This window comes from Mesobacterium hydrothermale, from assembly GCF_035818635.1.
Lineage (GTDB): Bacteria > Pseudomonadota > Alphaproteobacteria > Rhodobacterales > Rhodobacteraceae > Mesobacterium_A > Mesobacterium_A hydrothermale.
On the sequence record NZ_JAYLLH010000012.1, the window covers coordinates 67,967 to 93,625 of the forward strand.

The window sequence follows — 25,659 nt, forward strand, 5'->3', positions numbered from 1 at the left end:
GTCACTCTGGGGGCGGATAGATGGCAACGCCGGTCAGCGTCTGGTTGACATGCATGGAATTGATCTGCTCGCCATAGGTTGAAAAACCCACCACCCGGTGTTCGCGAAACAGTTGGGAAATGCGCCCGGTCAGCTGTTGCTGCTCTGCCTCGATCCGGCGGAACAGGCAGTCGCAGGCCAGGATCGCGTCGGGCTTGCCGTGGGTTTCCAGCGTCCGAAGCTGGGTTTCCAGGTGCTCGATCATGTCGCTGGCCCGCGCCAGTGTCAGCACCAGGCCCTCGTCTATGGCCGAGAAAAACGCCAAGTCACCTTCCTCGGTCACCTGCTGGATCGAACGGACATGGTGCCGCCCGCCGATCCGCACCACCAGCGGGTTTGCGGCAAAGGTGAAGGTGGACAGCTGTTCGGGATCCTTGCCCAGCATCCGCGCGTATTCGCGCGCGGCGGGTTCGGCGTTGATTTCATGCACGATCCGCCGGTCGGGCGAGGCGCGGGTGACGACCATGCGCCGCTCTGTCGGTTCATAATGGTCGGTCTTGAACACCTTGACCCGACAGCGGGTGCGCAGTTGCGCAATGACGGCGGCGTTGGTCAGCACCGCGCCGTCATGCAGCACAAAGGTGGCTTCGAACCGGTCGTCATCGCCCGCCGATCCGCCGAACAGCGGCACCGGACCCAGCCCCGCGGCGATCTGCGACGTCAGCGTGTCTTCCTGGGTCGAAACACCGTCGATCATCAGGAAGTTGAAGTCGGATTCCCAATCGGGGGTTTCCCGGATCAGGGCGTTGCGGCTTTGGATCATGCGGTCGATCACGGCGGTGGCGTCGAAGTTGTCCAGGTCCTCGACCACCACGGTATTGGCGCGGAAATGGGCCTGCGGAAACCCGACGGCGACGATCTTGCCAGAGTCATAACCCTGACAGGAAATTTCCCCGGCGGTGGTGCAGCCGATGACCAACGTACCGGGAAACGCGGCATTTGCCTCGGCGGCAATCGCGGGAATGTCGGCACTGGACGAAATGAACAGGGCCACAAGCGTCAACGGCGCATCGCCCATCAATCCGGCCAGTTTGGTCACAGGGGTCGGCATGTCGTGTTCGACCGTTGCTGCACGCACGATTTCCGGGGCGCAGACACGCGCCCCGGACGGACCTGAAAGCTGGTCCATCTCCTCTCCTCCCTCAAAACGTCGTGCAGGTTAGGCGGACGGGCCCGGATCGTGCAAGACGTTTGCAAAGCTGGCTTCAGAGGCCAGCAGCACAGCCTGGGTGCGGCTTTGCACCCCCAGTTTGCGCATGATCGCCGTGACATGCGCCTTTACCGTTGTCTCGGCAATCGACAGGTCATAGGCGATCTGTTTGTTCAGCTTGCCCGCGCAGATCAGTTGCAGGATGCGGGCCTGTTGGTTGGTCAGTGTCGACAGGCGGCTGATGGCGTCATCGGTGTCGGGCGCCGTGCTGTCCTCCAACAGCACGTAACCCGCGGGGATATACCGCCCGCCGCCCGCAATCGCGTCGATCGCCTCGCGGAAAACGTCGCGCTGGCTGTGCTTGGGCACGAAGCCCGCGGCCCCGGCATGAATGACCGAACTCACGATGCGGTTGTCGGCCATGGACGACACCACGATGATCGGCGTGTCGCTGGCGTTCCGCAGCCGCAACAGCCCCTCCAGCCCGTTCACGTCGGGCAGGTTCAGGTCAAGGATCACAAGGTCGGGCTTGCCATCGCTTGCGATCCGGTCCAGTGCGTCCTGCAGGCAGGCGGCGGTGGTGATGGTGTTGACCGATGACAGCGCCTTCAACGTCATCGACAGCGCATCGCAGAACAACGGGTGATCGTCGACGATCAGAGCCTTGTCGAACGCGGTCTTGTCCGCGTTCCGGTCCAGCACGGCAGCAAGCATGGCCGATGTCCTTTCTCCCAACCTGTCGAAGCGTAGCGCACAGAGGGCGCAAATCCAAATACGCCTAAAGTCGTAGAGCGGACAAAGAGAACGCGCGCCTCGCAGGGCGCGCGTTCCGGTTTGGCCTGTCGGGGGAAGGGTCAGTTCGCCGAGGCCAGTTGCTTGGGCAGTTTGAACGTCCAGACCATGCCGCCCTGGTTGAGGTAGTTCACCTTCTTGGCGACCTCGCCCCCCCAGAGCGGAACCGCGCCGCCCCAGCCGGATACGATCGAGACATATTGCTCGCCGTCGCTTTCCCAGGTCACCGGCTGGCCAACGATGCCAGAGCCGGTCTGGAACGACCACAGCACCTCGCCGGTCTCGTCATCCAGCGCGAGGAACTTGCCCTCGGGCGTGCCAAAGAACACCAGCCCGCCAGCGGTGGTCATCACGCCGCCCCAAAGCGGGGCGTCGTTCTTGTATTCCCACTTCCATTCGCCGGTGTTGGGGTCGATCGCCTTGAGGCTGCCGATATGGTCCTCGTAGTTGGGCTTGATGGTAAAGCCCGCGCCAAGATAGGCCGCGCCCTTCTTGTAGCTGATCGGCTCGTTCCAGATGTCCATGCCCCATTCGTTCGACGGCACGTAGAAATTGCCGGTCTTCTGGCTATAGGCCATCGGCATCCAGTTCTTGCCCCCCAGGAAGGACGGCGAGGCGAAGATCACGTCGCCCTTCTTGCCATCGGCGGCGGCGGCCGGGTTGCCGGGGCGGTTGGCCTCGACAAAAATCGGCCGGCCGGTGTCGTCGATGCCCTCGGCCCAGGAAATGTCCTTGACGAAAGGGGTGGCAGAGACGAACGCGCCGTCTTCGCGGTTCAGCACATAGAAGAACCCGTTGCGGTCGGCGGTGGCAAAGCGTTTGTTGCCGGCGGCGTCGGTAAAGGCCACCACCTCGTTCACGCCGTCATAGTCCCAGCCTTCGCGCGGGGTGGTCTGGAAGTGCCACTTGATTTCGCCTGTCTCGGGGTCGATGCCAACGCGGCTGGCGGCATAGAGATTGTCGCCGGTGTTGCCGTCGACCGGCGTGCCCGCGCCGCGCAGGTGGCTGTTCCACGGTGCCGGGTTGCCGGCGCCAAAGACCAGCGTGTCGGTGTCGGCGTCATACGATCCGCCCAGCCAGGTCGCGCCGCCGCCGGTCTTCCACATGTCGCCCGGCCAGGTCGCGTTCAGCGTGCCGGTCATGGTACTTTCCTGCCCCATGTAAGTGCCCATGTGGCCCTCGATCATCGGGCGGGTCCAGACCAGGTCGCCGTTTTCGGCGTCATAGGCATAGACCATGCCGACAATCCCGAATTCGCCGCCGGAATTGCCGACGATCACCTTGCCGTCGACGATCAGCGGCGCGGCGGTATAGCTGTAGCCCGCCTTGTAGTCCGCGATCTTCTTGCGCCAGACCACGTTGCCGGTCTTGCGGTCCAACGCCACCAGCCGCGCGTCCAGCGTGCCGAAATAGACGTTGTCACCATAGATCGTGGCACCGCGGTTGATCACGTCGCAGCAGGGCAGGATCCCTTCGGGCAGGCGGGCGTCGTATTGCCAAAGCTCAGTGCCAGTCTTCACGTCGATGGCATAGATCCGGCTGTAAGAGCCGGTGATATACATGATGCCGTCATAGATCAGCGGCTGGGTTTCCTGCCCGCGCTGCTTTTCGCCGCCAAGGCTGAAGGCCCAGGCCGGGATAAGGTTGTCGATATTGTCCTTGTTGAGCGTGTCCAGCGGGCTGTAGCGTTGCAGGTGCCGCCCCATCCCGTTGGTGACCACCTGGGTGGTGATCGTCTGGTCGTTGGCCAGATCGTCCTCGGTCACGCCTGCCTGGGCCATGCCCGCGATCAGGGTGCCAGCGACGACTGCTGTCATAAACCGGTTCATTTGCGTCCTCCCGCCGAAAAATCAGTTGCTCCGACGGGGCGGATGCCCCCCCGGCGCTGACAGTATCGGGGCGGCCTTGGCACGGCGAAATTGCACAATGGTCGTAGGGCGCGGCAGTCGGGCCCGGGCGCGCGGCGGCAAACGCCAAAGGGCACGCCGGTCCCTGGTCGAAACCGGCGTGCAACGCTGTGTTTGAAAGAGGATCGGCTGATTATCTGCTGATTTTACTTAGAAATCTCGGACCCATCCCGCGTGGTGATCGATTCCAGATACGCGAGGATGAACGCTTGAACCGTGGCGTCTTCGATGCCCACATGGCGCATCTTGGTGCCGGGCATGAACCCGTCATTGTCTTCCATCCATGCGCGCAGCGCGGCGGGTGTCCAGACGATGCCCGACGCCTCCAGCGCGATGGAATAGTCATAGTCGGGATAGCTGCCCGCGGCGCGCCCGATGATGTTTTCCAGCGGCGGGCCATAGCTGGCGTCCGACGCATCCGCGGCATGGCAGCGGCGGCATTCGGCCTCGAACAGGGTGGCGCCGGCGGCGACCTTCACCTGCTGAAAGGTGGTTTCACTGGCAATCGCGGGCAGGCCCGGCACGCACAGCGCCAGAACAAGGGGGGAGAACAGGGGTTTCATGGATCGTATCCTTTGGCTTGGACGGTTCCGGGCAGGCATGCGCCCTTCGCGGATCCAAGCGCAAAACGCCCTGAATTGCATTTGTCCTTTGGTCGTACCCTTGGTGATAGAGTAACCTTTGCAAAAGGTTATAGGGCCTTGTTGAGGGTTTTTAAGTCTTGCGGCGTAGCATTCCGCGCGCCGGGTCGTATCCCCAAAGCGCCAGCGCCAGAAATCCTGCCGCCCAAAGGCCGGTCCAGCCAAGCGCCGGCAGGTTCGCCTGGGCGTAAAGCGCGAAACGGATCGCCTCGACCGCCTGGGTAAAGGGGTTGGCGGCGCAGATACCGTACAAAAAAGCCGAACTTTCGGCCATTTTCCACAGCGGGTACAGCGCCGAAGACAGAAAGAACATCGGGAAGATGACAAAGTTCATCACCCCGGCGAAATTCTCCAGCTGCCGGATCGCCGAAGACAGCGCCAGCCCCAGCGCCCCCAGCATGATCCCCGCCAATGCCAGCGCCGGCAGGGCGGTGACATACCCCAGCGCCGGAAAGGTGATGCCAAACCCGGCGGCGATGCCAAGGAACGCGGCAACCTGAAGGATCGACACCAGCGTGCTGGCAAGGATGCGGGACAAGAGCAGCCACCAGCGTGGCTGTGGACTGGTCAGCAAAAGGCGCATCGAGCCCATTTCCCGGTCATAGACCAGAGAAAGCGAGCTTTGCATCCCGTTGAACAGCAAGATCATCCCGCAAAGCCCTGGAACGATGTAGATTTCATAGGTGATGTAGGTCTCGTAGGGCGGCGTGATCGACAAGCCAAGCGCGGCGCGAAAGCCCGCGGCAAAGACCAAGAGCCAGACCAGCGGTCGCACCAGCGCGGACAGGAAGCGCCCGCGCTGGCGGACGAAGCGGGCGGCCTCGCGCAGGGCGATGGCGCGCAGGGCGATCAGGCTGCCGCGCATGTCGGGGCCTTGCTTTGTCTTTGGAAATAGTCGGCCAGCGGCTGCGCGCCGCGCAGGGTGGCGCAGGTGCCATCAGTGCGGACCTGGCCGTGGTTCAGGATCACAAGCTGGTCTGAATCGCGCACCTCATCTGACAAATGTGTGGTCCAGAGAATTGTTTTCCCGTTATTTTCCGACAGGTCGTGCACATGGCGCGTGATCGCCGCGCGGCTGGCCGCGTCAAGCCCCACGGTTGGTTCGTCCAGCAAAAGGACCGCCGGATCGTGCAGCAGGCAGCGGGCGATTTCCGTCCGGCGCCGGTGCCCGCCGTTCAGGTCGCGCACCCGTTCACGGGCGCGTTCGCCCATGTCCAGCCGGTCCAGCGCTGCGGCGATCCGGCGCCGCGCGTCGCGCCCGCACAGCCCCTGCAGCGCAGCGAAATAGGTCAGGTTGGCCTGCACCGTCAGGTCCAGGTCCAGCGTCGGTTGCTGGAACACCACGCCGATCTGCGCCAGCGCCTTGCGCGGGGTCCGGGCAAGGTCGTGCCCCATGATCTGAATCCGCCCCGTCCGCGTCGTGAAAAGCCGTGTCAGCAGGGCGAACAACGTCGATTTCCCGGCCCCGTTCGGGCCCAGCAGCGCGCAGAACCGTCCCGGCTCGACCCGAAAACTGACATCGCGCAGCGCCTGTTTTCGGCCGTAGCTGAACGACAGGCCGTCGACCACCAGCCCGGTCATTTGATCTCGATCTCCAGCCGCTGGGTGTCGCCGGTCGTGCCGGGAACCTTCAGGTGATAGCGCCCCGGCTTGATCGCGACAAAGCCGATCTCCATCACGCCCGCCGCGTCGAATTCGACGCTGTCGAGGCCCAGCGGACGGATCTCCAGCCCCTCGATCACGATCTCGTCGATCCAGATCGCGCGAAAGAACCCGGGCCCGACAAGCCCCAGTTCCTGGCTGCCGTCGGACTGGATTTCGACCTCGTAATAGGTGCCGGACCGCAGCGCCCACGCGGTGTCTGCCAGCGGCATTCCCGCCGACAGGGTGATGGGCCGCAGGTCGTGTTTGTTGCTGCGGGACAACAGCCCGGCAAGGCCGAAGGCGTGGCCGTCTTCAACCGCCAGCGCGGGCGTGGCGATCAGGGCAAGGATCAGGGGCAGACGGTGCATGGCGGGTTCCTTCGGGCTGGGTCAGGGGCGAAAGGCCGCGCCCCAGGGGAAGCGGCCAACCTTGATGGTCTTGATCGGCTTGCGGCGGGCGACGTCGATCACGGTGACGTCACCGGACACGCCGTTGGTGGTAAACAGCAGCGACTTGTCGCCGTTGAAGGCCATGTGCCAGACCCTGCGCCCGACCAGGATGTAGTCCTCGACCTCGTAGGTTTCGGCATTGACCACGGCGACATGATTGGCCGGGCCAAGCGCCACGAACGCGGTCTTTTCATCGGCGGTCAGCTCGAATCCCACGGGCTGCACCCGGTCGGGATGCACGCCTTTGACAGCGAAGCGGATCTTGCCCTTTTCACCCTGTGTCGCGGTGTCGAAGACGGAAATCGTCCCGCCAATTTCCGCGCTCACCCACAGCTCTGTTCCGCGCTTGACGAATTCGGCATGGCGCGGGCGGGCATCGACCAGCGTATTGGCAAACAGCTGGCGGGTTCCGGTGTCGATCCAATGCGCCATGTTGGTGGTTTCCGACGTGGTGATCGCGATCGTGCCGTCGGGGCTGATGGCCATGCCTTCGGGTTCGATCCCCACGTCGATCTGGGCCAGGACGGTGCGGGTTTCGGTATCGACCACGGTGGTGATCGCGTCGTCTTCGTTCGCAATGTAGAGGTGCCGGTCGTTCGGGTGCAGCACGAACTGTTCAGGGTCTTCGCCCGACGGCAGGTTGTGCAGGATTTCACCGGTTTCCGGGTCCATCACCTGCACCGTGTCGCTGTCCGAGGCGCAGATATACAGCCGCGAATAATCCTGGTTGAAGGTGATCCCGCGCGGGCGGTCGCCGGTGGGCAGGGTGCGGATCACCGCCAGCGTGTCGATGTCGATCACGCTCAGCGTGTCGTCCTTTTCGTTCGATACCCAGATTTCGCCGGCGATCAGGGGGCTGGCGGTCAGCATGGCGCAAAGCGCGGTGGTCAGGCGCAGGGTCATCGGAAAGCCTCGCAGGTGGTTTCGGGGCGATCCTGCCCCAGCGTGTCCAACTCGCTGTGCTGGTGCAGGTAACCGGGCAGGGGCGCCTGTTCGGCAAGCGCCGTTCGGGTGACCAGCGGAATGGGCTGGCGCATCTGGCCGTTCCAGGCGCGGAAGGACAGCGGACGGCCCTTGAAACCCGCCAGCGCGAAATCGGGCCCAAGCAGGTAGGCGCGCAGCGTGGCGGGGTCGGCAGAGCCGGTGCGGGTTACCGCCTCTCCGATCGCGCGGACGGCGGCCCAGGCGGCATAGTCCTGCGCCTGCATGTCCCGGCCGGCGTGGTCGGTGAACCGCGCTTGCAGTTGCGCCGCGCCCCATTGTTCGACCGGTGCCGCCCAGGCCAGCGCGCGCAACCCTTCCGACCCGGCCACCGGGCGCGGCAGCCAGGTGTTGAAGGGGATGTAGCGGGCGAAGTCGTGCAGTTCGTCCGCCACCAGCAGCAGGTCGTAGGCGCCAAGCTCCTGCGTGAAAACCGGCACTTCCTGCGCGGCGTTGCGGCGCATGTCGGCATCGAAGGCCCAGGTTTTCTCGGCCCGCAGCGTCAGCCCGTATTTGCGCGCGCTGACCCGCAGGGCCTGGGCAAAGGCGGTATCGTCGGGGTGCGTGCCGGAAATCAACGCAAGGTCGGACCAGCGCTTGAACCGGGCAAATTGCATCAGCGCATCGGCCCGCATGGCAAAGGACGGCAGGCTGTGCAGCAGGTTGGCGCGGCAGTCCGCCCCACGCAGCGCGTCATCGGCGCGGGCGGTGTTGAACAACAGCGCGCCCCGCGCCTCTGGCAGGTCGGCGATCCGCACGAGCACCGGCGCGGGCGCATCAACGATCAGCAGCGACGCCAGCGCCAGCGCGTTTTTCGCGGTTTTCAGCGGGTCCGCGCCCGGCGGCACGTCCATGATTTCCAGCCGATGGGTCTGGCCAAGAAACCGCCCCGTCGTGACGTTGTCGGCCAGCGCGATCTCGGCCCCGTCAAGGCCCAGCCGATCCGGCACCGGGTCAAGGTTGGACAGAACCGGCGGGCGGTCCTGTTCGACGCGCAGGTAGACCATGGTCACGGTGACCTCTGCGCGCAGGGGCAGGGCGGCGAAAAGCGCGAAAAGCAGAAACAGGACGCGCATGTCTCCTCCCTCGATCCACGCTGCGGGTGTCAGGCCCCGACGATACGGCGCGCGCCACCCGCGCGGCCATTCGACCATCGTCGTAGGCCCGCACGGCCCAACCTGAACCTTGGTCGAATATCGTCCGGTCCGGGGGCGGGATAGAACGGGGCACCACTGACGAAAGGGAGGACCGAGATGTTCAGACTGCCCCACGCCACCGCCGCCGCGCTCATTGCTTCTGCCGTGCTTGTGCAGGCCCATGGCGACGTGGCCCCCCAGCCGATGAACACCGACGCGCTGCCCGAGGTGGGCGAGGACTGGCTGACCGAGAACCCTTATCGCGACATGGGCCCCGACGTCTGGCAGACCGCGGTCGAAATCGGCGACAGCGGGTACAACCAGAATTGCGCGCGCTGTCATGGTCTGGGCGTCGTGTCGGGCGGTCTGGCCCCCGACCTGCGCTTTCTCGAGGCCGAGGAATACGGCGACGAATGGTTCATAGAGCGGTTCCGCCACGGCTATACCCAGAACGGCACCACCAAGATGCCTGCCTTCGGAGAGCTTCTGGGCCAGAAAGCCGCTTGGGCGATCCGCACCTATATCGAAACCCGGCCCGATGACTACGGGGTCGAGGAGGCCACACCGCGCCTGACCGAGATCCGCGACACTCTGATGGATATGGCGCAGGGCGGGCAAGGGGCGGACATCGCGGCCTTGCAGGCGGAGCTGACAGACATTGCGGCGGAAATCGAAACCGCTTCTGGCGCGCCGGTGGCCGACAGCGTGGCCTTCCGCGCCGCACACCTGATTTCTGGCGACACCCCGAACCCTGCCGCGGCGGCCGAGGCGCTGACCATCGGCCTGTCCGCCGCGCATTGAGGGATGGGGCACATGCCGGGAACACTGCGCGCGGGGCTGCTCTCCTCACTGCTTCTGGCCATTTGGCCGGCTTTGCCCGCGCAGGCCCGCTGTTCCGAGCATGTGCCCCAGGCACGGCCGCAGAACGCATCGCGCGATATCGTCGGACAGGACCTCGACACGATCCTGGAGCGCGGGTTCATCACCTTCGCCGCCTACGAGGATTTCCCGCCCTGGTCCTATGAACAGGGCGGCAACCCCGTCGGCGTCGATATCGATATCGGCCGCTTGATCGCCGAGGCTTTGGGCGTGACGGCGCGTTTCATCCTGGTCGCCCCTGGCGAAACACTGGAAGACGACCTGCGCAACTGGATCTGGAAAGGCCCGGTGGTGGGCGGATCGGTGGCCAACGTGATGCTGCATGTGCCCTATGACAGCGCTTTTGCCTGCCGGGTGGAACAGTTTGTCTTTACCGGTCAATACCATGTCGAAGAGGTCGCCATCGCCTATCGCCGCGACGCCTATCCCGACGATCCGCCGGTTCCGGCCTATTTCCGCTTTGACAGCGTGGCGGTCGAAAATGACTCGATTGCCGATTTCTACCTGTCTGCCTTTCCGGGCGGGCAGGTGTCGCGCAACGTCCAACGCTTTCCGACCATGGCAGCGGCGATGAAGGGCCTGACAGACGGAAAGACCAAGGCCGCGATGGGCCCGCTTGCGCAGCTCGAGGCCGGTTTGAGCGATGAACTGGCCGTCCACGCGCCGCCGCTGCCGGGGTTTGCCGTTGGCAGTTGGGTCGCCGGCGTCGGGGTGCATGTCCGCTATCGCGCGCTGGCCTATGCCGTCGATGACGCGATCGTCGCGGCCATTCAGGACGGGCGGATGGCGCAGATCTTTGCCGCCCATGGCCTCAGCTTTCGCCCGCCCGAGATGCGCTAGCCGATCCGGGTAATCCGCCCCGTGGCATCGACCAGCAGCACCCGCGCGCCCTGACCCGGCAGGCGGGACAGGCAACCGTCGATTTCCGTTTCTGACATCAGGCAGAACGCGGTCGAGGCCGCGTCGGCCACCGCCGCGCTGTCGGCCTCGACGCTGACCGTGGACCACAGCGGTTGGCGCTGGCCTTTGGGGTCCAGGATATGCGGCGTGCCAGAGTTCAGCACCATCGCCCCGGGGCTGGAGGTCGCGCGCGCGCGGTTGGTCAGGGGCTCTACCGCCAGCATGGCGCCCGCCGGATCCGCGACGCCCAGGCGAAACGGCCCGCCAAGCGCCGCGAATTCCCCGATATTGACCAATGCCCGCGTCAGCCCGTGGCGCACAAGACAGGCGCGGGCAAGGTCGGTGGCATATCCCTGCGCGATGCCGTTGAACGTCAGCGCCTGACCGGGGGCAAGCCGGATGCCTGTCGCATCCTGGCGCAGCGCGGTCCAGTCCGGCACATCGGGGACGCTGTCGCCGCGTGCCAGGGCCTGCCACATGGGCTGCACCGACGGGTCGAACAGGTCCGCCGTAGCAAGGTGCAGATCGTCACACAGGTGCATCAGTGCCGCGAAATCGGGATCAGGCCGCGCCAAACGCCCGTCCCGGTTCAACCGCGACAGGGCGGACCCGGGGTCATACAGGCTGAACTGTTGCTCGATATGGGTCAGCACGGCGCGCACCGCGGTCAGGGCGGCCTTTGCCTGTGGCGCGGGCGCATGAAGGGTCAGCGCCACCTCTGCCCCCAGGGCGTAGCCTTGCCAGCGCAATGGCGCGGCATCCGCGGGCAGGGCCAGCGCGGCGGCGCTGAGGGTCAGGAAACGGCGGCGGGTCAGGGTCATTCGGCGGCGTCCTTCCGGGGGGCACGCGCCGCGCGCTTCGCCGACAGGATCAACGGCACGCAACGGTTTGGATCGTCGTGGATGGTTACGCAGTCAAGGCACTGGAAGCATTCGGAATAGTCGATGCCGCCGGTAGGCCGGATCGCGCCATAGGCGCATTTCACCCGGCACAACTGGCACGGGCTGCCGCAGTCCCGCCGCCGCGCGATCCAGTCACGTCCGCGCAAGAGCCCGCCAAGTGCCATCACCGCGCCCAGCGGGCAGACATAGCGGCAGTAGCCCTTGAACAGCAGCAGCGATGTCGCAAGGATCGCCACGGCATAGGCGACAAAGGGCCAGTCACGAAGGAAGACGGTGGTGATCGCGGTCTTGAACGGTTCGACCTCGGCCACGGTATCGATCTCGTCCGGGGCGACGAACACGGTCGCGACCAACCCCGCCAGCAAGACATATTTCCCCAGTTTCATCCGTTCGTCCCACAGTGCCGTGGGCTCTACCGTGGGCAGGCGCATACGGCGGCCAAGGGCAAAGGCGAATTCCTGCATCGCACCGAAGGGGCAAAGCCAGCCGCAGAACAGCCCGCGCCCCCATAGCACGAAGCCGAGGATGGCAAAGGCCCAGACGATCAACGAAAACGGATCGTAAAGCAGGAAGGCAAGGCTGCCGCCCTCGGTCACGGTGCGCAGCACGCCCAGCACGGTGACGATCGACAACTGCCCCTGTCCCCACCAGCCGACAAAGCCCAGAACGGCGGCCAGAACCGTCAGGCGGATCGCCGGAAAGGCGCGCAGCCCGGCCAGGCGGTTCATCCGCAGCAGCAGGATGGCGCACAGACCCGTCAGCATCAGCGACAGGGCGATCAGGTCTGTCGCCCGGTCGCGCAGCGCGGTCAGCCACGGCGGCGCGGGGGCCGCGGGCGCCTTGGGATGGGTGAAGAACCGCGCCGCTGTCCGATGCGGCACATCAAGGGTGACGGTGCCGATCTGTGGCTGGAACATGCCGTGTTCGCGCACGGCGGCAACCTTCAGAACCCAGTCGCGGCTTGGGTCGAACCCCAACCGCCGGTCGGTGCGCAGGATCATCGCCACGCCCTCGGGCACGCCGCTGGCCAGCTCGACCAACAGGTCGCTGTCGCGCAGCGCCACCGGCAGCCCGTCCTGTTCCGCCTGCAACCAGTCGGGCGCGGTGTTGCGCACGAAATCAGGGCTGACCAGCCCGTGACGGGCGGTTTCGATGACAAGGATCGGTTCCTCGTCGGGGAAAATCGACAGGAAGCCCCGCAATTCGTCATAGCCCGCGTCCGACAGTGCCGCGCGGGCGATCGAGGCGGGGCCAAGATCGACGACCCAAAGATCCAGATAGGGCGCATCGGGATCGGCCTGCGCCTCTGGATCGTCCTCGGCCCAGATCGTGCCGGCAAATTCGGCGTCGATCCGGGCGTTGGTGACCACCTTGTGCGTCGCCAGCCCTTGCGCGACCAGATCGGCCCAGGTCAGCGGCTCGGAATGGTCGGGGTCGGGAAAGCCGGTGGGACCCTTGGCGATGCCCTGCATCTTTTCGCGCGCCACCGCCAGCGCTGCGCCCATGATCGATTCATGCGCGATCCGGACCGAGGCGGTGGCCTTGGTCACTCCGTCCAGATAGGTGACCCCGCTGCCCGTCGCGCCATGGCCATAGGGGGTACCGACAACCATCGGCTGGTTGATCGACAGGCCCTGGTATTGTTCCACGAACTTGTGGAACGGCGCCTGGCCAAGGCCAGAGACAAAGATCGGCTCGTTGTGTTCGATCAGGCGCACGTCGATGAACCGGCCATCCAGATCCAGCAGGACCAGCAGGTTGATCGGTGCGCCGGAAAAGCCGGGCAGGGGCGCCAATGGCTCGGTCTGAAAGACATAGCCCGCCTCGGCCCCGCCGGAATTGAGCAGGGCATGAACACCGTCCTCACCCAGCGGCTCGCCCAGGGCGTAGGGCGGCAGGATCAGCGCGGCCAGCCCGTCACGATCCAGCGGATCGGCCAGAACCGGTCCGGTCACGGACAGCAGCAACACAAGAAGGGCAAGGACAAGGCGCATGGGCACAGGTTAGGACCAGCGCCCCTGCGGGAACCATTGGACCTTGGTCGCGCTTGGTCAGCGTTGGTCTGACAGGCGCTGGCGGCTTTCCAGCCGGGCAAACAGCCGCGACAGGCCGAAACACAGCACGAAATACAGAACCGCGACGACGATATAGGTTTCGAACCGGCGTTGCGACGACACGGCGATTTCCGTACCGACAAAGGTCAATTCCTGTACGGAAATCAGCGATACGATGGAACTGTCCTTGACCAGCATGATGAACTGGTTGGCCAGCGGCGGCGTCACCGCGCGCAGCGCCTGCGGAAAGACTACCAGCCGGAAAACGTAGAACGGCTTCAGCCCGACGCTCTTGGCGGCTTCGATCTGCGATTGCGGGACGGATTCGATTCCGGCCCGGACGATGACCGCGATATAGGCCGCCTCGAACATGGCAAGGCTGATGACGCCCGCGATGAAGTTTTCCAGCAATACCGGCGGCCCGGCAACAAGGCCGGTGATGCGTTCGGCGCTGGGGCCCATGTTGCGGGCCCAGCTGTCGATGCCGAGCGCCGGGATGATCTGGGACGACACGAAGAAATAGAAGACGAAGATGAAAACCAGCGGCGGCACGTTGCGGATCAGCCCGACATAGGCGCTGCTGGTCAGACGCGGAAGCAGCCGCGTGCGACTGGCGAGGATCCCAAGGGTCAGCCCGATGATGCTGGCCAGAAGCATGGACCACAGCGACAGGCGGATCGTGGTCAGGAACCCTTCGAGCAGGAGGTTCGGTTCCCACCAGCCGGTTTCGGCGTTGGGGCGGAACAGGGCGCGGGGCAGAAAGCTCCAGTTCCATTTGTAGACCAGCACGTCGGACACGCGGTACCACAAGAACAGCACGAACCCCAGCACAAGGCCGATGATCACCAGGTCAAAGAGGCCGAAGTGGCGTTTCCGGTCGGGATCTGGATACATGAAGGCGCCTGTCGTGGTCTTGCGATGTGGGGCGGCACGTGACCGCCCCGACTGTTTTCAAACTCAGTCCGGAACCTGGTCGGCCCAGGGACGACCGCCGAACCAGTACTGGTGCCGCTCTTCCAGCCAGCCGTCGCGGGTGCGCAGGCGGATCCAGTTGTTGAAGAAGTTCAGCGCATCCGGATCCCCCTTGCGCAGGGCAAAGGCTTCGTCCGACGGGTCGATCTTGGTGTCGGTCGCGGCAAAGACCACCTCGGGGTTGTCATAGATCACGAAGGCGGGCAGCGGCTGCGAGCCAAGCATGATGTTGGCATTGCCGTTCAGCACTTCCTGCACCACCTGGTTCTGGTCGTCGAACAGCCGCAGCGTGGCCTTGGGGAAATGTTTCTTGATGTATTCGCACGGGGTTGCACCGCGACGGCACGAGAAGGTCACGTCGGTCGAATTGTAGCCTTCGGGCCAGACGATATCCTTGGAATTGCCGATGTTGGCCATCGTGCCCACGGACGAATGGGCGTAAGGCTCGGTGAAATTGACGGTCAGGTTGCGCGCCGGGGTGACCGACATGCCGCCGATGATCACGTCGAACTTGCCAGAGATCAGGGCGGGAATGATGCCGTCCCAGGCGGTGGGCACGAATTCAACCTCGACGCCCATGTCTTCGGCGACTTTCTTGGCGACGTCGATTTCAAAGCCGATCAGGTTGCCGTCCTTGTCGCGCATCGCCCAGGGCACGAAGGTGGCCATGCCGACCTTGAGCACGCCGCGGCGCTTGATGGTTTCGATCACGCTGTCGCCGGACAACGCTTGCTGGGTGTCCTGCGCCTGCACCGGCGCGGGGCCGGTCAAGGCAAGAGCCGCGACCGCGGCGATGGCAAGGTTTCGAAGGAATTTCATTGTCTTACTCCCGTTGGATGAAGGCGTTTGCTGCATTGTTATCGTTGGGCGCGTCTGCTGCGCCGTTCCAGCCATCCTGCAATGGCCGACAGGGTGATCGTCAGGCACAGGTAGATGCCGGCAACGGTCAGCCAGATTTCAAAGGTCATGAACGTGTCGGCGATGACGGTTCGGCCTTCGTTGGTCAGGTCGAAGATCGCGATCGTCGACACGATGGCCGAGCTTTTGGTCAGGTTGACCATGGAGGATGTCAGCGGCGGCAGCATCAGCGGCACCGCCTGCGGCAGCACGACCTTGCCATAGACCACCCGCGAGCGCAGGCCCAGCGATGATGCGGCTTCCCACTGGTCGCGGGGTACCGACAGAATGCCGCCGCGAATGATTTCCGAAATGAAAGACGCCTCGAACACCGCAAGGCACAGGACGCCGGTCCAGAATCGTTCGATCCCCAGAATGGGGGACAGGACGAAGTAGAACAGGTACATCTGCACCAACAGCGGCGTATTGCGGATCAGCTCAAGATAAACCGTCGCCAGCGCATGCCCGGCATAGGACCGCGACAGGCGCAGCAACGCCACCGCCAGCCCGATGCCAAAGGCCAGCACCGCACCCCAAAGCGTGATTTGCAGCGTGACGATCAGGCCCTTGATCAGCGGGCCCCAGATGATTTCCCCGTCGATTTCGCGATAGAAATAGCGCGGCACGCGGTACCACTGCCAGTTATAGCGCATCGCGCCGGCACCGGCGACGACGCCCCAGATGATCAGCGCCACACCGGCCAAGAAGATCACCCAGTCCGACGTGTTGCGCCGCAACAGGCCAAGCCGCGCCTTGCGGTCATGTGCCCGAAGCATTTCGATGGTGTCTGGTCCGGGTGTGGTCATCTGTGCCTCGCGCTCGGACCAAGGGTATTTTCTGCGCGCGGATTTGCACAGACATCAGGAAAGATTTTACTGGCAGTAAAAGATTTTTCCTGAAGCGGTGCAATTTTTTTATGCAGCGCGGCCATTGCGGCCGCGCCACGACATAGGTCAGCCAAGGATGCCTGGCAAGCGCAGCCCGTGGGTGCGGGCGCAGTCCAGCGCCTCGTCATAGCCGGCGTCTGCGTGGCGCATGACGCCGGTGGCGGGGTCGTTCCACAGCACACGTTCCAGCCGGCGCGCCGCGTCGTCGGTGCCGTCGGCGCAGATCACCATGCCGGCGTGCTGGGAAAAGCCCATGCCGACGCCGCCGCCGTGATGCAGGCTGACCCAGGTTGCGCCGCTGGCGGTGTTCAGCAGCGCGTTCAGCAGCGGCCAGTCGCTGACCGCGTCAGAGCCGTCCTTCATCGCTTCGGTTTCCCGGTTCGGGCTGGCGACCGATCCGCTGTCAAGGTGGTCACGCCCGATCACCACCGGGGCCTTCAGTTCGCCCTTGGCCACCATGTCGTTGAACGCTAGCCCCAGCCGGTGCCGGTCGCCCAGCCCCACCCAGCAGATCCGCGCCGGCAGACCCTGAAAGGCGATGCGGTCGCGGGCCATGTCCAGCCAGTTGTGCAGGTGGGTGTTGCCGGGGGTCAGTTCCTTGACCTTCTGGTCGGTGCGATAGATGTCCTCGGGGTCGCCCGACAGCGCGGCCCAGCGGAACGGACCGACGCCCCGGCAGAACAGCGGGCGGATATAGGCGGGCACGAAGCCGGGGAAGGCAAAGGCATCGTCCAGCCCTTCTTCCAGCGCGACCTGGCGGATGTTGTTGCCGTAATCCAGCGTCGGCACGCCCGCGTTCCAGAAATCCACCATCGCGGCGACATGGATCTTCATGCTGGCACGGGCAGCGGCCTCGACCTCTTTCGGGGCGGTTTCGCGTTTCGCGCGCCAGTCCGCCAGCGTCCAGCCCTGCGGCAGATAGCCGTTCACCGGGTCATGGGCCGAGGTCTGGTCGGTCACGATATCCGGGCGCACGCCCCGGCGCACCAGTTCGGGGAAGATGTCGGCGGCATTGCCGTGCAGGCCCACCGATTTCGCCTCGCCCGCGGCGGTCCAGCGCGCGATCATTTCCAGCGCCTCGTCCAGCGTTTCGGCCTGTTCGTCGACATAGCGGGTGCGCTTGCGGAACGCGATCCGGTCGGGGTCGCATTCGACCGCCAGACAACAGGCCCCGGCCATGACGGCGGCCAGCGGCTGCGCGCCGCCCATGCCGCCCAGGCCCCCGGTCAGGATCCACTTGCCGCGCAGGTTGCCGCCATAGTGCTGGCGCCCGGCCTCGACAAAGGTTTCATAGGTGCCCTGCACGATGCCCTGCGAGCCGATGTAAATCCACGACCCGGCGGTCATCTGGCCGTACATCATCAGCCCCTTGCGGTCCAATTCGTTGAAATGGTCCCACGTGGCCCAATGCGGCACAAGGTTGGAATTGGCGATCAGCACGCGCGGCGCGTCCGCATGGGTGCGGAAGATGCCGACCGGTTTGCCGGATTGCACCAGCAGGGTTTCATCCGCTTCCAGGTCGGTCAGGGCGGCGGTGATGCGGTCGAAATCTTGCCAGGTTCGGGCGGCGCGGCCGATGCCGCCATAGACCACCAGTTCGCCGGGGTTTTCGGCCACCTCGGCGTCCAGGTTGTTCATCAGCATCCGCAGCGGGGCCTCGGTCTGCCAGCTTTTCGCGCTGATCTCGGGACCACGGGCGGCGCGGATGGTGCGGGCGTTGGGAAGATGGGTCATCGGGGCAGCTCCAGTATCGTTTCGGTCAACGCGGCCAGGATATCCCCCAGCCAGCGGCGCAGGTGCGTGGCCTTGGGCGTGTCATAGGCCCAGGGCGCGGCTTCGTCGGTCAGGTAGGCGGATTGCGCCAGTTCCATCTGAATGGCGTGGATGCCGTCCGCCGGGCGGCCATAGTGGCGCGTGGTCCAGCCGCCCTTGAACCGGCCGTTCAGGACAGTGCGATAGCCCGTGGCGCCTTGCGCGATCCGCAGCGCGGCCTGTTCGATGTCCGGCGCACAGCTTTGGCCGTCGGCGGTGCCGATGTTGAAATCGGGCAGGGTGCCGTCAAACAGATAGGGAATCCGCGACCGGATCGAATGGCAATCATACAGCAGCACCGCGCCGTGTTTCGACCGCAGCCGCTGCAGTTCCAGCGACAGCGCGGCGTGATAGGGCGCGTGAAAGGCATCGCGGCGCCGCGCGATTTCCGCCGCGTCTGGTTGGTGCCCGTCGCGATACAGGGGCCGGCCGTCGAAATCGGTCAGCGGGCACAGGGCGGTTGTGTTCTGCCCGGGATACAGGCTTTCGCCATCCGGCGGGCGGTTCACGTCCACGGCATAGCGATGGGTCCCGGTGCGCACCACGGTCGCGCCGGGCAGCAGCCCGTCGTACAGCCGGTCGATGTGCCAGTCGGTGTCGGCGAGGGCCAGCCCAACAGGCGACAAGGCCGCGCGGACCTCGTCCGGCAGATCGGTGCCGGTATGGGGCAGGGCAAGGATGACGGGCAGGTCGCCCCGGGAGACTTCGATGGTCATGCGTCCTCCAGCTGCAGCAGCGGCCCGACATCGGCGGCGTCCAGCAGTGCGCGGCTGCGCAGCAGCGCGGCGGCGGTTTCCAGATCGGGGGCAAGGAACCGGTCCTGCGCCAGTTCGGGAACATGGCCGCGCAGTTCCGCGATCACCGCCTGCAACGTCAGGCTGGTTTGCAGCGGCGCGCGGTATTGCACGCCCTGGGCGGCGCACAACAGTTCGACCCCAAGGATATGACCCAGGTTGTCGGCCATCCGCATCAGCCGCCGGGCCCCATGCGCGGCCATCGACACATGGTCTTCCTGATTGGCCGAGGTGGGGGTTGAATCGGTGGTGCAGGGGTTGGCGAGGTGCTTGTTCTCGCTCATCAGCGCGGCGGTCGTCACCTCGGCGATCATGTAGCCGGAATTCAGCCCCGGCTCTTTCGTCAGGAACGGCGGCAGGTCAAAGCTCAGCGTCGGGTCCACCATCAGCGCCACGCGGCGCTGCGCAATCGCGCCGATCTCGGCCAGGGCCAGCGCGATCTGGTCGGCGGCAAAGCCCACCGGTTCGGCATGGAAATTCCCGCCCGACACGATGCGCCCGCAGTCGCGCAGCACCAGCGGGTTGTCGGTGGCGGCGTTGGCCTCGATCACCAGCGTAGAGGCGGCGTGGCGCAGCAGGTCGATACAGGCGCCCATCACCTGTGGCTGGCAGCGGATGCAATAGGGGTCCTGCACCCGACTGTCGCCGTCGCGGTGGCTTTCGCGGATTTCCGATCCGTCCATCAGCCTGCGGATCGCGGCGGCGGCTTCGATCTGGCCGCGGTGGCCGCGCAGGGCGTGGATTTCCGGCAAGAGCGGCGCAGTCGATCCCATGATCGCGTCGGTGGTCAGCGCAGAGGTGACCAGCGCCGCGCCCGCCAGCCGCCAGGTTTCGAACAGGCCCGCCAAGGCATAGGCGGTGCTGAACTGCGTGCCGTTGATCAGCGCCAGCCCCTCTTTCGGGCCCAGCGTCACCGGCGCCAGCCCGACCAGCGCCAATGCCTGCGCCCCGGGCAGGGTTTCCCCGCCCACGCGCGCGTGCCCTTCGCCGATCATCACCGCCGCCATATGCGCCAGCGGGGCCAGGTCGCCCGAGGCCCCGACGGACCCCTGATCGGGCACCACGGGCATCACGCCACGGGCCAGCATGCCTTCGATCAAGTGCACCACGTCCAGCCGCACACCCGAGGCGCCGCGCCCAAGCGACAGCAGTTTCAGCGCCATCATCAGGCGCAAGACGCTGTCGGGCATCGGTGCGCCGACACCGGCGCAATGCGACAGGATCAGGTTGCGCTGCAAGGTTGCGGTCTGGTCGGGGGCGATGCGGACATGGGCCAGTTTGCCGAAGCCGGTGTTGACGCCATAGATTGCGGCGTCACCCGCCGCCGCCCCGGCGATCACCTGCGCCGCTGCAACGATTTCCGGGTGGGCCGAAGGGTGCAGGCCCATAGGGCCTGTCCCACGATAGACCTGCTCCAGTTCGGTCAGCGTGGTTGCGCCGGGGCGCAGGATCAGTTCGGTCAAAGGGTGCCTCCGAAGATGCGGGTGTGCAGGGGGTTGAACCCGATGCGATAGGACAGTTCCGCCGGGTGGCCGACGTTCCAGAGCGCGATATCGCCGCGCATGCCGGGCGCAAGCGTGCCGCAATCGGTCAGCCCAAGGGCGCGGGCGGCGTGGCGCGTGGCCCCGGCCAGCGCTTCTTCGGGGGTCAGGCCAAAGAAGGTCGCCGCCATGTTCATCGCCAGCAGGATCGACGTCATCGGGCTGGTGCCGGGGTTGCAGTCGGTGGCGACCGCCATCGGCACGCCCGCTGCGCGCAAGCCCTCGACCGGCGGTTTGCGGGTTTCGTGCAGGGTGTAGAACGCGCCGGGCAACAGAACGGCCACCGTGCCGGCGCGCGCCATTTCGGCGATGCCCGCACCGTCCAGATATTCCAGATGATCGGCCGACAGCGCCCCGCGTTGCGCCGCCAGCGCCGCGCCACCTAGGTTCGACAGCTGTTCGGCATGCAGCCGCAGCGGCAGGCCAAGCGCCTGCGCCCGGTCGAACACAAGCGCGATCTGGTCAGGGGAAAAGGCGATGCCTTCGCAGAAACCATCGACGGAATCGACCAGCCCTTCGGCATGGGCGGCCATCAGCGCGGGCAGACAGACCTCGTCAAGATAGGCATCCGGGCGGCCCGCGTATTCCGGCGGGATCGCGTGGGCGCCCAGAAAGCTGCGGTGAACGCGGATCGGGCGTGCGTCGGCAATCCGCGTGGCAGCGCGCAGCATCTTCAGCTCGTCCGCGATGGAAAGGCCGTAGCCCGATTTGACCTCGATCGCGGTCACGCCCTCGGCGATCAGCGCATCGACGCGGGGCAGGGCCGCGGCCAGCAGGTCGGCTTCGGTCAGGGCGCGCGTTGCGCGCACGGTTGAAACGATGCCGCCGCCCGCTTTTGCGATGTCCTGATAGCTGGCCCCCTGCTGGCGCATTTCGAATTCGCGTGCGCGGTCGCCGCCGAACACCACATGCGTATGGCAATCGATCAGCGACGGCGTGGCCAATCGTCCGCCGCAGTCCCGCGCGGGCAGGGCGGCAAGGTTCGCAGGCAGGTCGGCGGCGGGGCCGGCAAAGTCGATCCGGCCATTGCGCAGGGCAATCGCGCCGTCTGGGATCAACCCGTAGGGGGCGCCGCCGGGCAGCATCGTGGCCAGCGTCAGGTGGGTAAGGAGGGTGTCGGACATCGCAGAATCGGACTTGCTTGATCTGCGTATATTCATATTATGTGCATACATAAATTCAAGCCCACAAAAAACAGGTGTTCTCAGAATGACCGTGTTGATCGCCAAGACCGCCCTGCTGCCCGACGGCTGGCACGACGACGTGCGGATCGAGATCGGAGACGATGGCCGTATTGCTTCGGTGCAGGCGGGCGTGGCGGGCAAGGCGACCCACGACATCCTGCTGCCCGCGCCGGTCAATCTGCACAGCCACGGGTTTCAGCGCGCCATGGCCGGGCTGACCGAGGCGCGCGGCCCCGGCGGACAAGACAGTTTCTGGACCTGGCGGCGGCTGATATACCGCTTCCTTGCCGTGCTGGACCCCGACGATATCGAGGCGATCACCGCCTTCGCGCAGGTCGAGATGCTGGAAGCGGGCTTTGCCACGGTCTGCGAATTCCACTACCTGCACCACGGGCCGGGCGGGGCTCTCTATGCCAACCTGGCGGAACTGTCGGCGCGGGTTGCGGCGGCGGCGGACCTGACCGGGATCGGACTGACGCTGTTGCCGGTGCTGTATACGCATGGCGGCTGCGACGGGCGGGCGCTGGCGGGTGGACAGCTGCGGTTCGGCAATGACGTCGACCGGTACGCGGCGCTTCTGGACGGGGCGCAGGCGGCGCTGGGCCCCCGGCCCGATGCGGTGCTGGGCCTTTCGGCCCATTCGTTGCGGGCGGTGTCCCCCGATGTTGCGGCGGCGCTGCCGCAGATGCGGGCCGGGGCCCCGATCCACATGCATGTGGCCGAACAGAAGGCCGAGGCCGCCGAGGTGCATGCCGCCCATGGCGCGCGCCCGGTGGAACTGGCGCTGAACGCGGTTGGCGTCGATGCGCGCTGGTGCCTGATCCATTGCACCCAGATGACCGATGCCGAAACTGCGGGGTTGGCGCAAAGCGGTGCCGTGGCCGGGCTTTGCCCGGTGACAGAGGCAAGCCTTGGCGACGGGATTTTCCCGGCTGCGGACTTTGCTGCGCGTGGCGGGCGCTTTGGCGTAGGGACGGATTCCAACATCCGGATCTCTCTGGCCGAGGAACTGCGCCTGCTGGAATACGGCCAGCGTCTGCGCGACCGCGCCCGGGCGGTTCTGGCGGACGCGGGTGTCTCGACCGGGCGACGGATGTATGACGCGGCGCTTGCCGGGGGCGCGCAGGCGGCAGGCCGCGCGACTGGCGCGATCCGGGTCGGGATGTGGGCCGACCTTTTGACCTTGAATGCCAGCGCGGTCGACCTGATCGGGCGTCGGGGCGACGCGATCCTCGATGCGTTCACCTTTGCCCGGGGCGATGCCATCAACGAGGTCTGGAGCGCGGGCCGGGCTGTGGTAAGACAGGGAACCCATGTTGCGCGGGCGGCGGTGGAACGCCGGTATGCCATGCGCCTTGCCCGGATACTGGACCGCCTATGACCGCACCGCGCCTGCAAAGCTGGACCGCTATCGTCGAGGAAGTGACCCGCCGGATCGCCAGCGGTGACTGGGCGCCGGGGGCGTTGATCCCGAACGAGGCCGACCTGGCCGCGGAATTCGGCTGTTCCCGCACCACGGTCAACCGCGCGCTGCGGGACCTGGCGGACAAGGGGGTGCTGGACCGGCGTCGCAAGGCCGGAACCCGTGTGCGCGACCTGCCCGACAGCCGCGCGCGGCTGGATATCCCCATCGTGCGCAAGCAGGTCGAACGGCGCGGCGCGCAGCATGGCTATCACCTGCTGCACCGCGATCATAGCGCGCCGCCACCGGCCATTGCGGCGCAGCTGGAGCTGGAGGCGGGGCAAAAGGCGCTGCACCTGACCAGCCTGCACACCGCCGATGGCCAGCCTTTCGTGCTGGAAGACCGCTGGATTTCCACCCTGGCCGTGCCCGACGCGCTTCAGGCCGATTTCGCCGCTTGCAACGCGAACGAATGGCTGGTGCAGAACGTGCCGCTCAGCACCGGGGAAATCGGCCTGTCCGCCGCCCCGGCCGGCGCGGAAGAGGCCGAGGTTCTGGGCTGCGCGCCGGGGACGGCTTTGTTCCGGCAGGACCGGCTGACGCGCAACGCCGGGATGCCTGTCACTGCCGTCACAATGCTCTTTGCGCCCGGCTACCGGATGCGTCTGGACCTCTGAGGGTTGCATTTGCGCGCCGCTTCGGGTCTGACCAGAAGAGGGCGGCAAAGGGCCAGCGATGCAGCAGGACAAATCCAGCGGGAAAGAAAAGCAGGGGCTCGACCTTCTGGTCGGGCTGGCGGTCAAGGCCGAACGCAGCCAGGCCGGGCTGACGCTGGCGGAACTGTCAGAGCGCTCTGGCGTGTCGGTGCCGATGATTTCCAAGATCGAACGCGGACAGGTGTCGGCCTCGCTCAGCACGCTGAACGCGCTGGCGCGCGGGGTGGGCGTGCCGATCATCAACTTCTTTGCCGAAACCGTCGAGATCGGAGAGGTGTCGCTGGTCCGTGCGGGCGAGGGCATTACGGTGCGGCGTGCCGGGTCGACCTATGGCCATGTCTACAAGCAGATGGGCCGGGTCGAAACCGACGGGATGGAGCTGGAAACCTACCTGATCACGCTGGAGGCACCGGTCACCGGCACGCCGATCTTTCAGCACGGCGGGATCGAGCTGACTCATATGTTCGACGGGGCGCTGACCTATCGCGTGGGCGAAGAAACCTATGACTTGAAGCCCGGCGATACCCTGACGTTCGAAGCCAGCGTGCCGCATGGTCCGGTGCGCATGGATTCAGCAACGGCCACGTTCTTGACGGTGATCACGCGCGCGAAGTAGAATTTTCCCTTGAGGAAAATTTTTTCTCGTGAATACGTTTCCTTGTTGCCAAGCGAGGGAGGCCGCGATGTCGGCAGAGGTGCTGACCCCTATCACGCAAGCATTGAACGATGGCGCGCTGACACGGCGCGAACTGAAGGCGCTGATGCAGCGCTCGGACGGCCCGGCGCTTTGGCGGCTGGGGGTCTGGGCGCTGGCGCTGCTGGGGACCGGGTCGCTGATCTGGCTCAGTCTGGGGACGTGGCTGGTCTGGCCCGCGATGTTCCTGCACGGCATCCTGATGGTGCATCATTTTGCCCTGCAGCACGAATGTGTGCACTACACCCCGTTCAAGACGCGCTGGCTGAACGACGTGATGGGCAACCTTTGTGGGTTCATCATCGCGCTGCCGCACCAGTTCTTTCGCTATGAACATTGCGACCACCACACCCACACGCAACTGAAAGGCAAGGACCCCGAACTGATCGAGCTGCCGATCTCGGTCTGGAGATACCTGTGGTATATCTCTTCGGTGCCGTACTGGTGGGCCAAGATCAAGGAATTCACCCGCCACAGCCTTGGCAGGATCGCCCCGCACGAGGCAGAGTTTCTGCCGAAAGAGGCCTATGCCACCGTGTTCTGGGAAGCGCGGATCATGCTGGCGCTATACGCCGCGATCGTGCTGTTTTGCGCGGTGACCGGCTGGTGGGCGCCGGTCTGGTACTGGTGGCTGCCGGTGCTGCTGGGCGAGCCGGTGATGCGCTGGATCCGCCTGACCGAACATGTCGGCCGCCCCAATGTGCGCGACATGCGGGAAAATACGCGGACCAACCTGATTTCGGCACCGCTGGCCTTTCTCAGCTGGAACATGAACTACCACGCGGAACACCACTACGCCGCGTCGGTGCCGTTCCATGCCCTGCCCAAGCTGCACAAGAAGCTGGACGGCTACGTCTATGTCGAGCCGCGCGGCTACCTGGGCGCGCACCTGGATATCCTGGCGCAACTGACCGGGCGCCAGCCGCGCAGCGACCGGCCCGGGGGGCAGACGTGACCGCAGCGGCGCGGGACAAGACCTGGCAGGACCTGATCGCGGTCGCAGAGCTTGAGGCGGGCGACGCCACACCGGTGCAGCTGGGACGCAGGGAACTGGCGGTTTTTGACACGGTGGACGGGATCTTTGTCAGCTATGCACGCTGCACCCACGGGGCGGCGAACCTGTGCGACGGCTATTTCGACGGGCGGCGCATCGAATGCCCGCTTCACCAGGGGCTGTTCGATGCCCGCACCGGTGCGTCGCTGGCGGCCCCGGCGCGGGTGCCGCTGCGGATGATCGAGGCACGGGTGATCGACGGCCGCGTGCAGGTGTTGGTCTGATTTGGAAC

Annotated in this window: 25 protein-coding genes; 7 read left to right on the forward strand and 18 right to left on the reverse strand. The window is 65.6% G+C overall.

What is annotated here, in order from left to right:
• Position 1: 1 nt before the first annotated feature.
• The 9 genes from VK792_RS10565 to VK792_RS10605 all read right to left on the reverse strand — a co-directional run bounded on the left by VK792_RS10565 (position 2) and on the right by VK792_RS10605 (position 8,679).
• Positions 2–1,168 (reverse strand): FIST N-terminal domain-containing protein, encoded by a 1,167-nt coding sequence (locus tag VK792_RS10565; protein WP_326297449.1) that lies wholly within the window; start codon positions 1,166–1,168, stop codon positions 2–4.
• A gap of 30 nt (positions 1,169–1,198) precedes the next feature.
• A complete protein-coding gene (locus VK792_RS10570) occupies positions 1,199–1,903 on the reverse strand; it encodes a response regulator transcription factor (RefSeq protein ID WP_326297450.1) in 705 nt (234 codons plus the stop codon).
• 140 nt (positions 1,904–2,043) lie between these two features.
• Positions 2,044–3,810 (reverse strand): PQQ-dependent methanol/ethanol family dehydrogenase, encoded by a 1,767-nt coding sequence (locus VK792_RS10575; protein ID WP_326297451.1) that lies wholly within the window; start codon positions 3,808–3,810, stop codon positions 2,044–2,046.
• A gap of 224 nt (positions 3,811–4,034) precedes the next feature.
• Positions 4,035–4,451: a c-type cytochrome gene (locus VK792_RS10580; RefSeq protein ID WP_326297452.1), complete on the reverse strand. Its 417-nt coding sequence runs from the start codon at positions 4,449–4,451 to the stop codon at positions 4,035–4,037.
• Between the two features lie 151 nt (positions 4,452–4,602).
• Positions 4,603–5,394, reverse strand: coding sequence for an ABC transporter permease (locus VK792_RS10585; protein WP_326297453.1), 792 nt, complete (start codon positions 5,392–5,394; stop codon positions 4,603–4,605).
• On the reverse strand, positions 5,379–6,110 hold the full coding sequence (locus tag VK792_RS10590) for an ABC transporter ATP-binding protein (RefSeq protein WP_326297454.1): 732 nt from the start codon (positions 6,108–6,110) through the stop codon (positions 5,379–5,381). Before VK792_RS10590 ends, VK792_RS10585 begins: the two co-directional genes overlap by 16 nt.
• A complete protein-coding gene (locus VK792_RS10595; RefSeq protein ID WP_326297455.1) occupies positions 6,107–6,541 on the reverse strand; it encodes a hypothetical protein in 435 nt (144 codons plus the stop codon). The genes VK792_RS10590 and VK792_RS10595 overlap by 4 nt, the downstream gene beginning before the upstream one ends.
• A gap of 21 nt (positions 6,542–6,562) precedes the next feature.
• Complete coding sequence (locus VK792_RS10600; protein WP_326297456.1) at positions 6,563–7,525, reverse strand: YVTN family beta-propeller repeat protein; 963 nt, start codon at positions 7,523–7,525, stop codon at positions 6,563–6,565.
• Positions 7,522–8,679, reverse strand: coding sequence for an ABC transporter substrate-binding protein (locus VK792_RS10605; protein WP_326297457.1), 1,158 nt, complete (start codon positions 8,677–8,679; stop codon positions 7,522–7,524). Before VK792_RS10605 ends, VK792_RS10600 begins: the two co-directional genes overlap by 4 nt.
• A gap of 177 nt (positions 8,680–8,856) precedes the next feature.
• Between VK792_RS10605 and pedF the strand changes: the two genes are divergently transcribed.
• Entirely contained in the window at positions 8,857–9,540 is a 684-nt protein-coding gene (gene pedF / locus VK792_RS10610; RefSeq protein WP_326297458.1) for a cytochrome c-550 PedF, read from the forward strand.
• A 12-nt stretch (positions 9,541–9,552) separates the two neighbouring features.
• On the forward strand, positions 9,553–10,458 hold the full coding sequence (locus tag VK792_RS10615) for a substrate-binding periplasmic protein (protein ID WP_326297459.1): 906 nt from the start codon (positions 9,553–9,555) through the stop codon (positions 10,456–10,458).
• Here the strand turns inward: VK792_RS10615 and VK792_RS10620 are convergent.
• The 9 genes from VK792_RS10620 to hutI form a co-directional block, all read right to left on the reverse strand.
• Entirely contained in the window at positions 10,455–11,339 is an 885-nt protein-coding gene (locus VK792_RS10620; protein WP_326297460.1) for an FAD:protein FMN transferase, read from the reverse strand. The genes VK792_RS10615 and VK792_RS10620 overlap by 4 nt on opposite strands.
• A complete protein-coding gene (locus tag VK792_RS10625) occupies positions 11,336–13,414 on the reverse strand; it encodes a 4Fe-4S binding protein (RefSeq protein WP_326297461.1) in 2,079 nt (692 codons plus the stop codon). The genes VK792_RS10620 and VK792_RS10625 overlap by 4 nt, the downstream gene beginning before the upstream one ends.
• Before the next feature lie 57 nt (positions 13,415–13,471).
• Positions 13,472–14,368, reverse strand: a complete 897-nt coding sequence (locus VK792_RS10630; RefSeq protein ID WP_326297462.1) for an amino acid ABC transporter permease — start codon at positions 14,366–14,368, stop codon at positions 13,472–13,474.
• Positions 14,369–14,431: 63 nt separating this feature from the next.
• Complete coding sequence (locus VK792_RS10635) at positions 14,432–15,265, reverse strand: transporter substrate-binding domain-containing protein (protein WP_326297463.1); 834 nt, start codon at positions 15,263–15,265, stop codon at positions 14,432–14,434.
• A gap of 38 nt (positions 15,266–15,303) precedes the next feature.
• Positions 15,304–16,149: an amino acid ABC transporter permease gene (locus tag VK792_RS10640; protein WP_326297464.1), complete on the reverse strand. Its 846-nt coding sequence runs from the start codon at positions 16,147–16,149 to the stop codon at positions 15,304–15,306.
• Positions 16,150–16,296: 147 nt separating this feature from the next.
• Positions 16,297–17,964: a urocanate hydratase gene (gene hutU, locus VK792_RS10645; RefSeq protein ID WP_326297465.1), complete on the reverse strand. Its 1,668-nt coding sequence runs from the start codon at positions 17,962–17,964 to the stop codon at positions 16,297–16,299.
• Positions 17,961–18,758: an N-formylglutamate deformylase gene (gene hutG / locus VK792_RS10650; RefSeq protein ID WP_326297466.1), complete on the reverse strand. Its 798-nt coding sequence runs from the start codon at positions 18,756–18,758 to the stop codon at positions 17,961–17,963. Before hutG ends, hutU begins: the two co-directional genes overlap by 4 nt.
• A complete protein-coding gene (hutH, locus tag VK792_RS10655) occupies positions 18,755–20,299 on the reverse strand; it encodes a histidine ammonia-lyase (protein WP_326297467.1) in 1,545 nt (514 codons plus the stop codon). Before hutH ends, hutG begins: the two co-directional genes overlap by 4 nt.
• Complete coding sequence (gene hutI, locus VK792_RS10660) at positions 20,296–21,501, reverse strand: imidazolonepropionase (RefSeq protein ID WP_326297468.1); 1,206 nt, start codon at positions 21,499–21,501, stop codon at positions 20,296–20,298. Before hutI ends, hutH begins: the two co-directional genes overlap by 4 nt.
• Before the next feature lie 85 nt (positions 21,502–21,586).
• Here hutI and VK792_RS10665 point away from each other — a divergent pair, with 85 nt between their 5' ends.
• From VK792_RS10665 to VK792_RS10685, 5 genes are all read left to right on the forward strand, one after another.
• A complete protein-coding gene (locus VK792_RS10665; RefSeq protein WP_326297469.1) occupies positions 21,587–22,942 on the forward strand; it encodes a formimidoylglutamate deiminase in 1,356 nt (451 codons plus the stop codon).
• The gene (gene hutC / locus VK792_RS10670; RefSeq protein WP_326297470.1) at positions 22,939–23,640 is read left to right on the forward strand and encodes a histidine utilization transcriptional repressor HutC; all 702 of its coding nucleotides are present in this window, start codon (positions 22,939–22,941) and stop codon (positions 23,638–23,640) included. The genes VK792_RS10665 and hutC overlap by 4 nt, the downstream gene beginning before the upstream one ends.
• Before the next feature lie 58 nt (positions 23,641–23,698).
• Positions 23,699–24,295: a helix-turn-helix domain-containing protein gene (locus VK792_RS10675; protein WP_326297471.1), complete on the forward strand. Its 597-nt coding sequence runs from the start codon at positions 23,699–23,701 to the stop codon at positions 24,293–24,295.
• 67 nt (positions 24,296–24,362) lie between these two features.
• Positions 24,363–25,328 carry a fatty acid desaturase family protein gene (locus VK792_RS10680; protein WP_326297472.1) on the forward strand — a complete coding sequence of 322 codons (966 nt, stop codon included), beginning with the start codon at positions 24,363–24,365 and terminating at the stop codon, positions 25,326–25,328.
• Positions 25,325–25,651: a non-heme iron oxygenase ferredoxin subunit gene (locus VK792_RS10685; protein ID WP_326297473.1), complete on the forward strand. Its 327-nt coding sequence runs from the start codon at positions 25,325–25,327 to the stop codon at positions 25,649–25,651. Before VK792_RS10680 ends, VK792_RS10685 begins: the two co-directional genes overlap by 4 nt.
• Positions 25,652–25,659: the final 8 nt, after the last annotated feature.

Bases quoted from the DNA above. Each gene is read 5' to 3' on its own strand.
- VK792_RS10680 (WP_326297472.1), top strand. From the start codon at position 24,363: ATGTCGGCAGAGGTGCTGACCCCTATCACGCAAGCATTGAACGATGGC.
- hutU (WP_326297465.1), bottom strand. From the start codon at position 17,964: ATGACCCATCTTCCCAACGCCCGCACCATCCGCGCCGCCCGTGGTCCC.
- VK792_RS10620 (WP_326297460.1), bottom strand. From the start codon at position 11,339: ATGACCCTGACCCGCCGCCGTTTCCTGACCCTCAGCGCCGCCGCGCTG.
- VK792_RS10615 (WP_326297459.1), top strand. From the start codon at position 9,553: ATGCCGGGAACACTGCGCGCGGGGCTGCTCTCCTCACTGCTTCTGGCC.
- VK792_RS10570 (WP_326297450.1), bottom strand. From the start codon at position 1,903: ATGCTTGCTGCCGTGCTGGACCGGAACGCGGACAAGACCGCGTTCGAC.
- VK792_RS10580 (WP_326297452.1), bottom strand. From the start codon at position 4,451: ATGAAACCCCTGTTCTCCCCCCTTGTTCTGGCGCTGTGCGTGCCGGGC.
- VK792_RS10675 (WP_326297471.1), top strand. From the start codon at position 23,699: ATGCAGCAGGACAAATCCAGCGGGAAAGAAAAGCAGGGGCTCGACCTT.
- pedF (WP_326297458.1), top strand. From the start codon at position 8,857: ATGTTCAGACTGCCCCACGCCACCGCCGCCGCGCTCATTGCTTCTGCC.
- VK792_RS10625 (WP_326297461.1), bottom strand. From the start codon at position 13,414: ATGCGCCTTGTCCTTGCCCTTCTTGTGTTGCTGCTGTCCGTGACCGGA.
- VK792_RS10665 (WP_326297469.1), top strand. From the start codon at position 21,587: ATGACCGTGTTGATCGCCAAGACCGCCCTGCTGCCCGACGGCTGGCAC.
- hutI (WP_326297468.1), bottom strand. From the start codon at position 21,501: ATGTCCGACACCCTCCTTACCCACCTGACGCTGGCCACGATGCTGCCC.
- hutC (WP_326297470.1), top strand. From the start codon at position 22,939: ATGACCGCACCGCGCCTGCAAAGCTGGACCGCTATCGTCGAGGAAGTG.
- VK792_RS10565 (WP_326297449.1), bottom strand. From the start codon at position 1,168: ATGGACCAGCTTTCAGGTCCGTCCGGGGCGCGTGTCTGCGCCCCGGAA.
- VK792_RS10590 (WP_326297454.1), bottom strand. From the start codon at position 6,110: ATGACCGGGCTGGTGGTCGACGGCCTGTCGTTCAGCTACGGCCGAAAA.
- VK792_RS10575 (WP_326297451.1), bottom strand. From the start codon at position 3,810: ATGAACCGGTTTATGACAGCAGTCGTCGCTGGCACCCTGATCGCGGGC.
- VK792_RS10630 (WP_326297462.1), bottom strand. From the start codon at position 14,368: ATGTATCCAGATCCCGACCGGAAACGCCACTTCGGCCTCTTTGACCTG.
- VK792_RS10595 (WP_326297455.1), bottom strand. From the start codon at position 6,541: ATGCACCGTCTGCCCCTGATCCTTGCCCTGATCGCCACGCCCGCGCTG.
- VK792_RS10605 (WP_326297457.1), bottom strand. From the start codon at position 8,679: ATGCGCGTCCTGTTTCTGCTTTTCGCGCTTTTCGCCGCCCTGCCCCTG.
- VK792_RS10600 (WP_326297456.1), bottom strand. From the start codon at position 7,525: ATGACCCTGCGCCTGACCACCGCGCTTTGCGCCATGCTGACCGCCAGC.
- hutG (WP_326297466.1), bottom strand. From the start codon at position 18,758: ATGACCATCGAAGTCTCCCGGGGCGACCTGCCCGTCATCCTTGCCCTG.
- VK792_RS10585 (WP_326297453.1), bottom strand. From the start codon at position 5,394: ATGCGCGGCAGCCTGATCGCCCTGCGCGCCATCGCCCTGCGCGAGGCC.
- VK792_RS10635 (WP_326297463.1), bottom strand. From the start codon at position 15,265: ATGAAATTCCTTCGAAACCTTGCCATCGCCGCGGTCGCGGCTCTTGCC.
- VK792_RS10640 (WP_326297464.1), bottom strand. From the start codon at position 16,149: ATGACCACACCCGGACCAGACACCATCGAAATGCTTCGGGCACATGAC.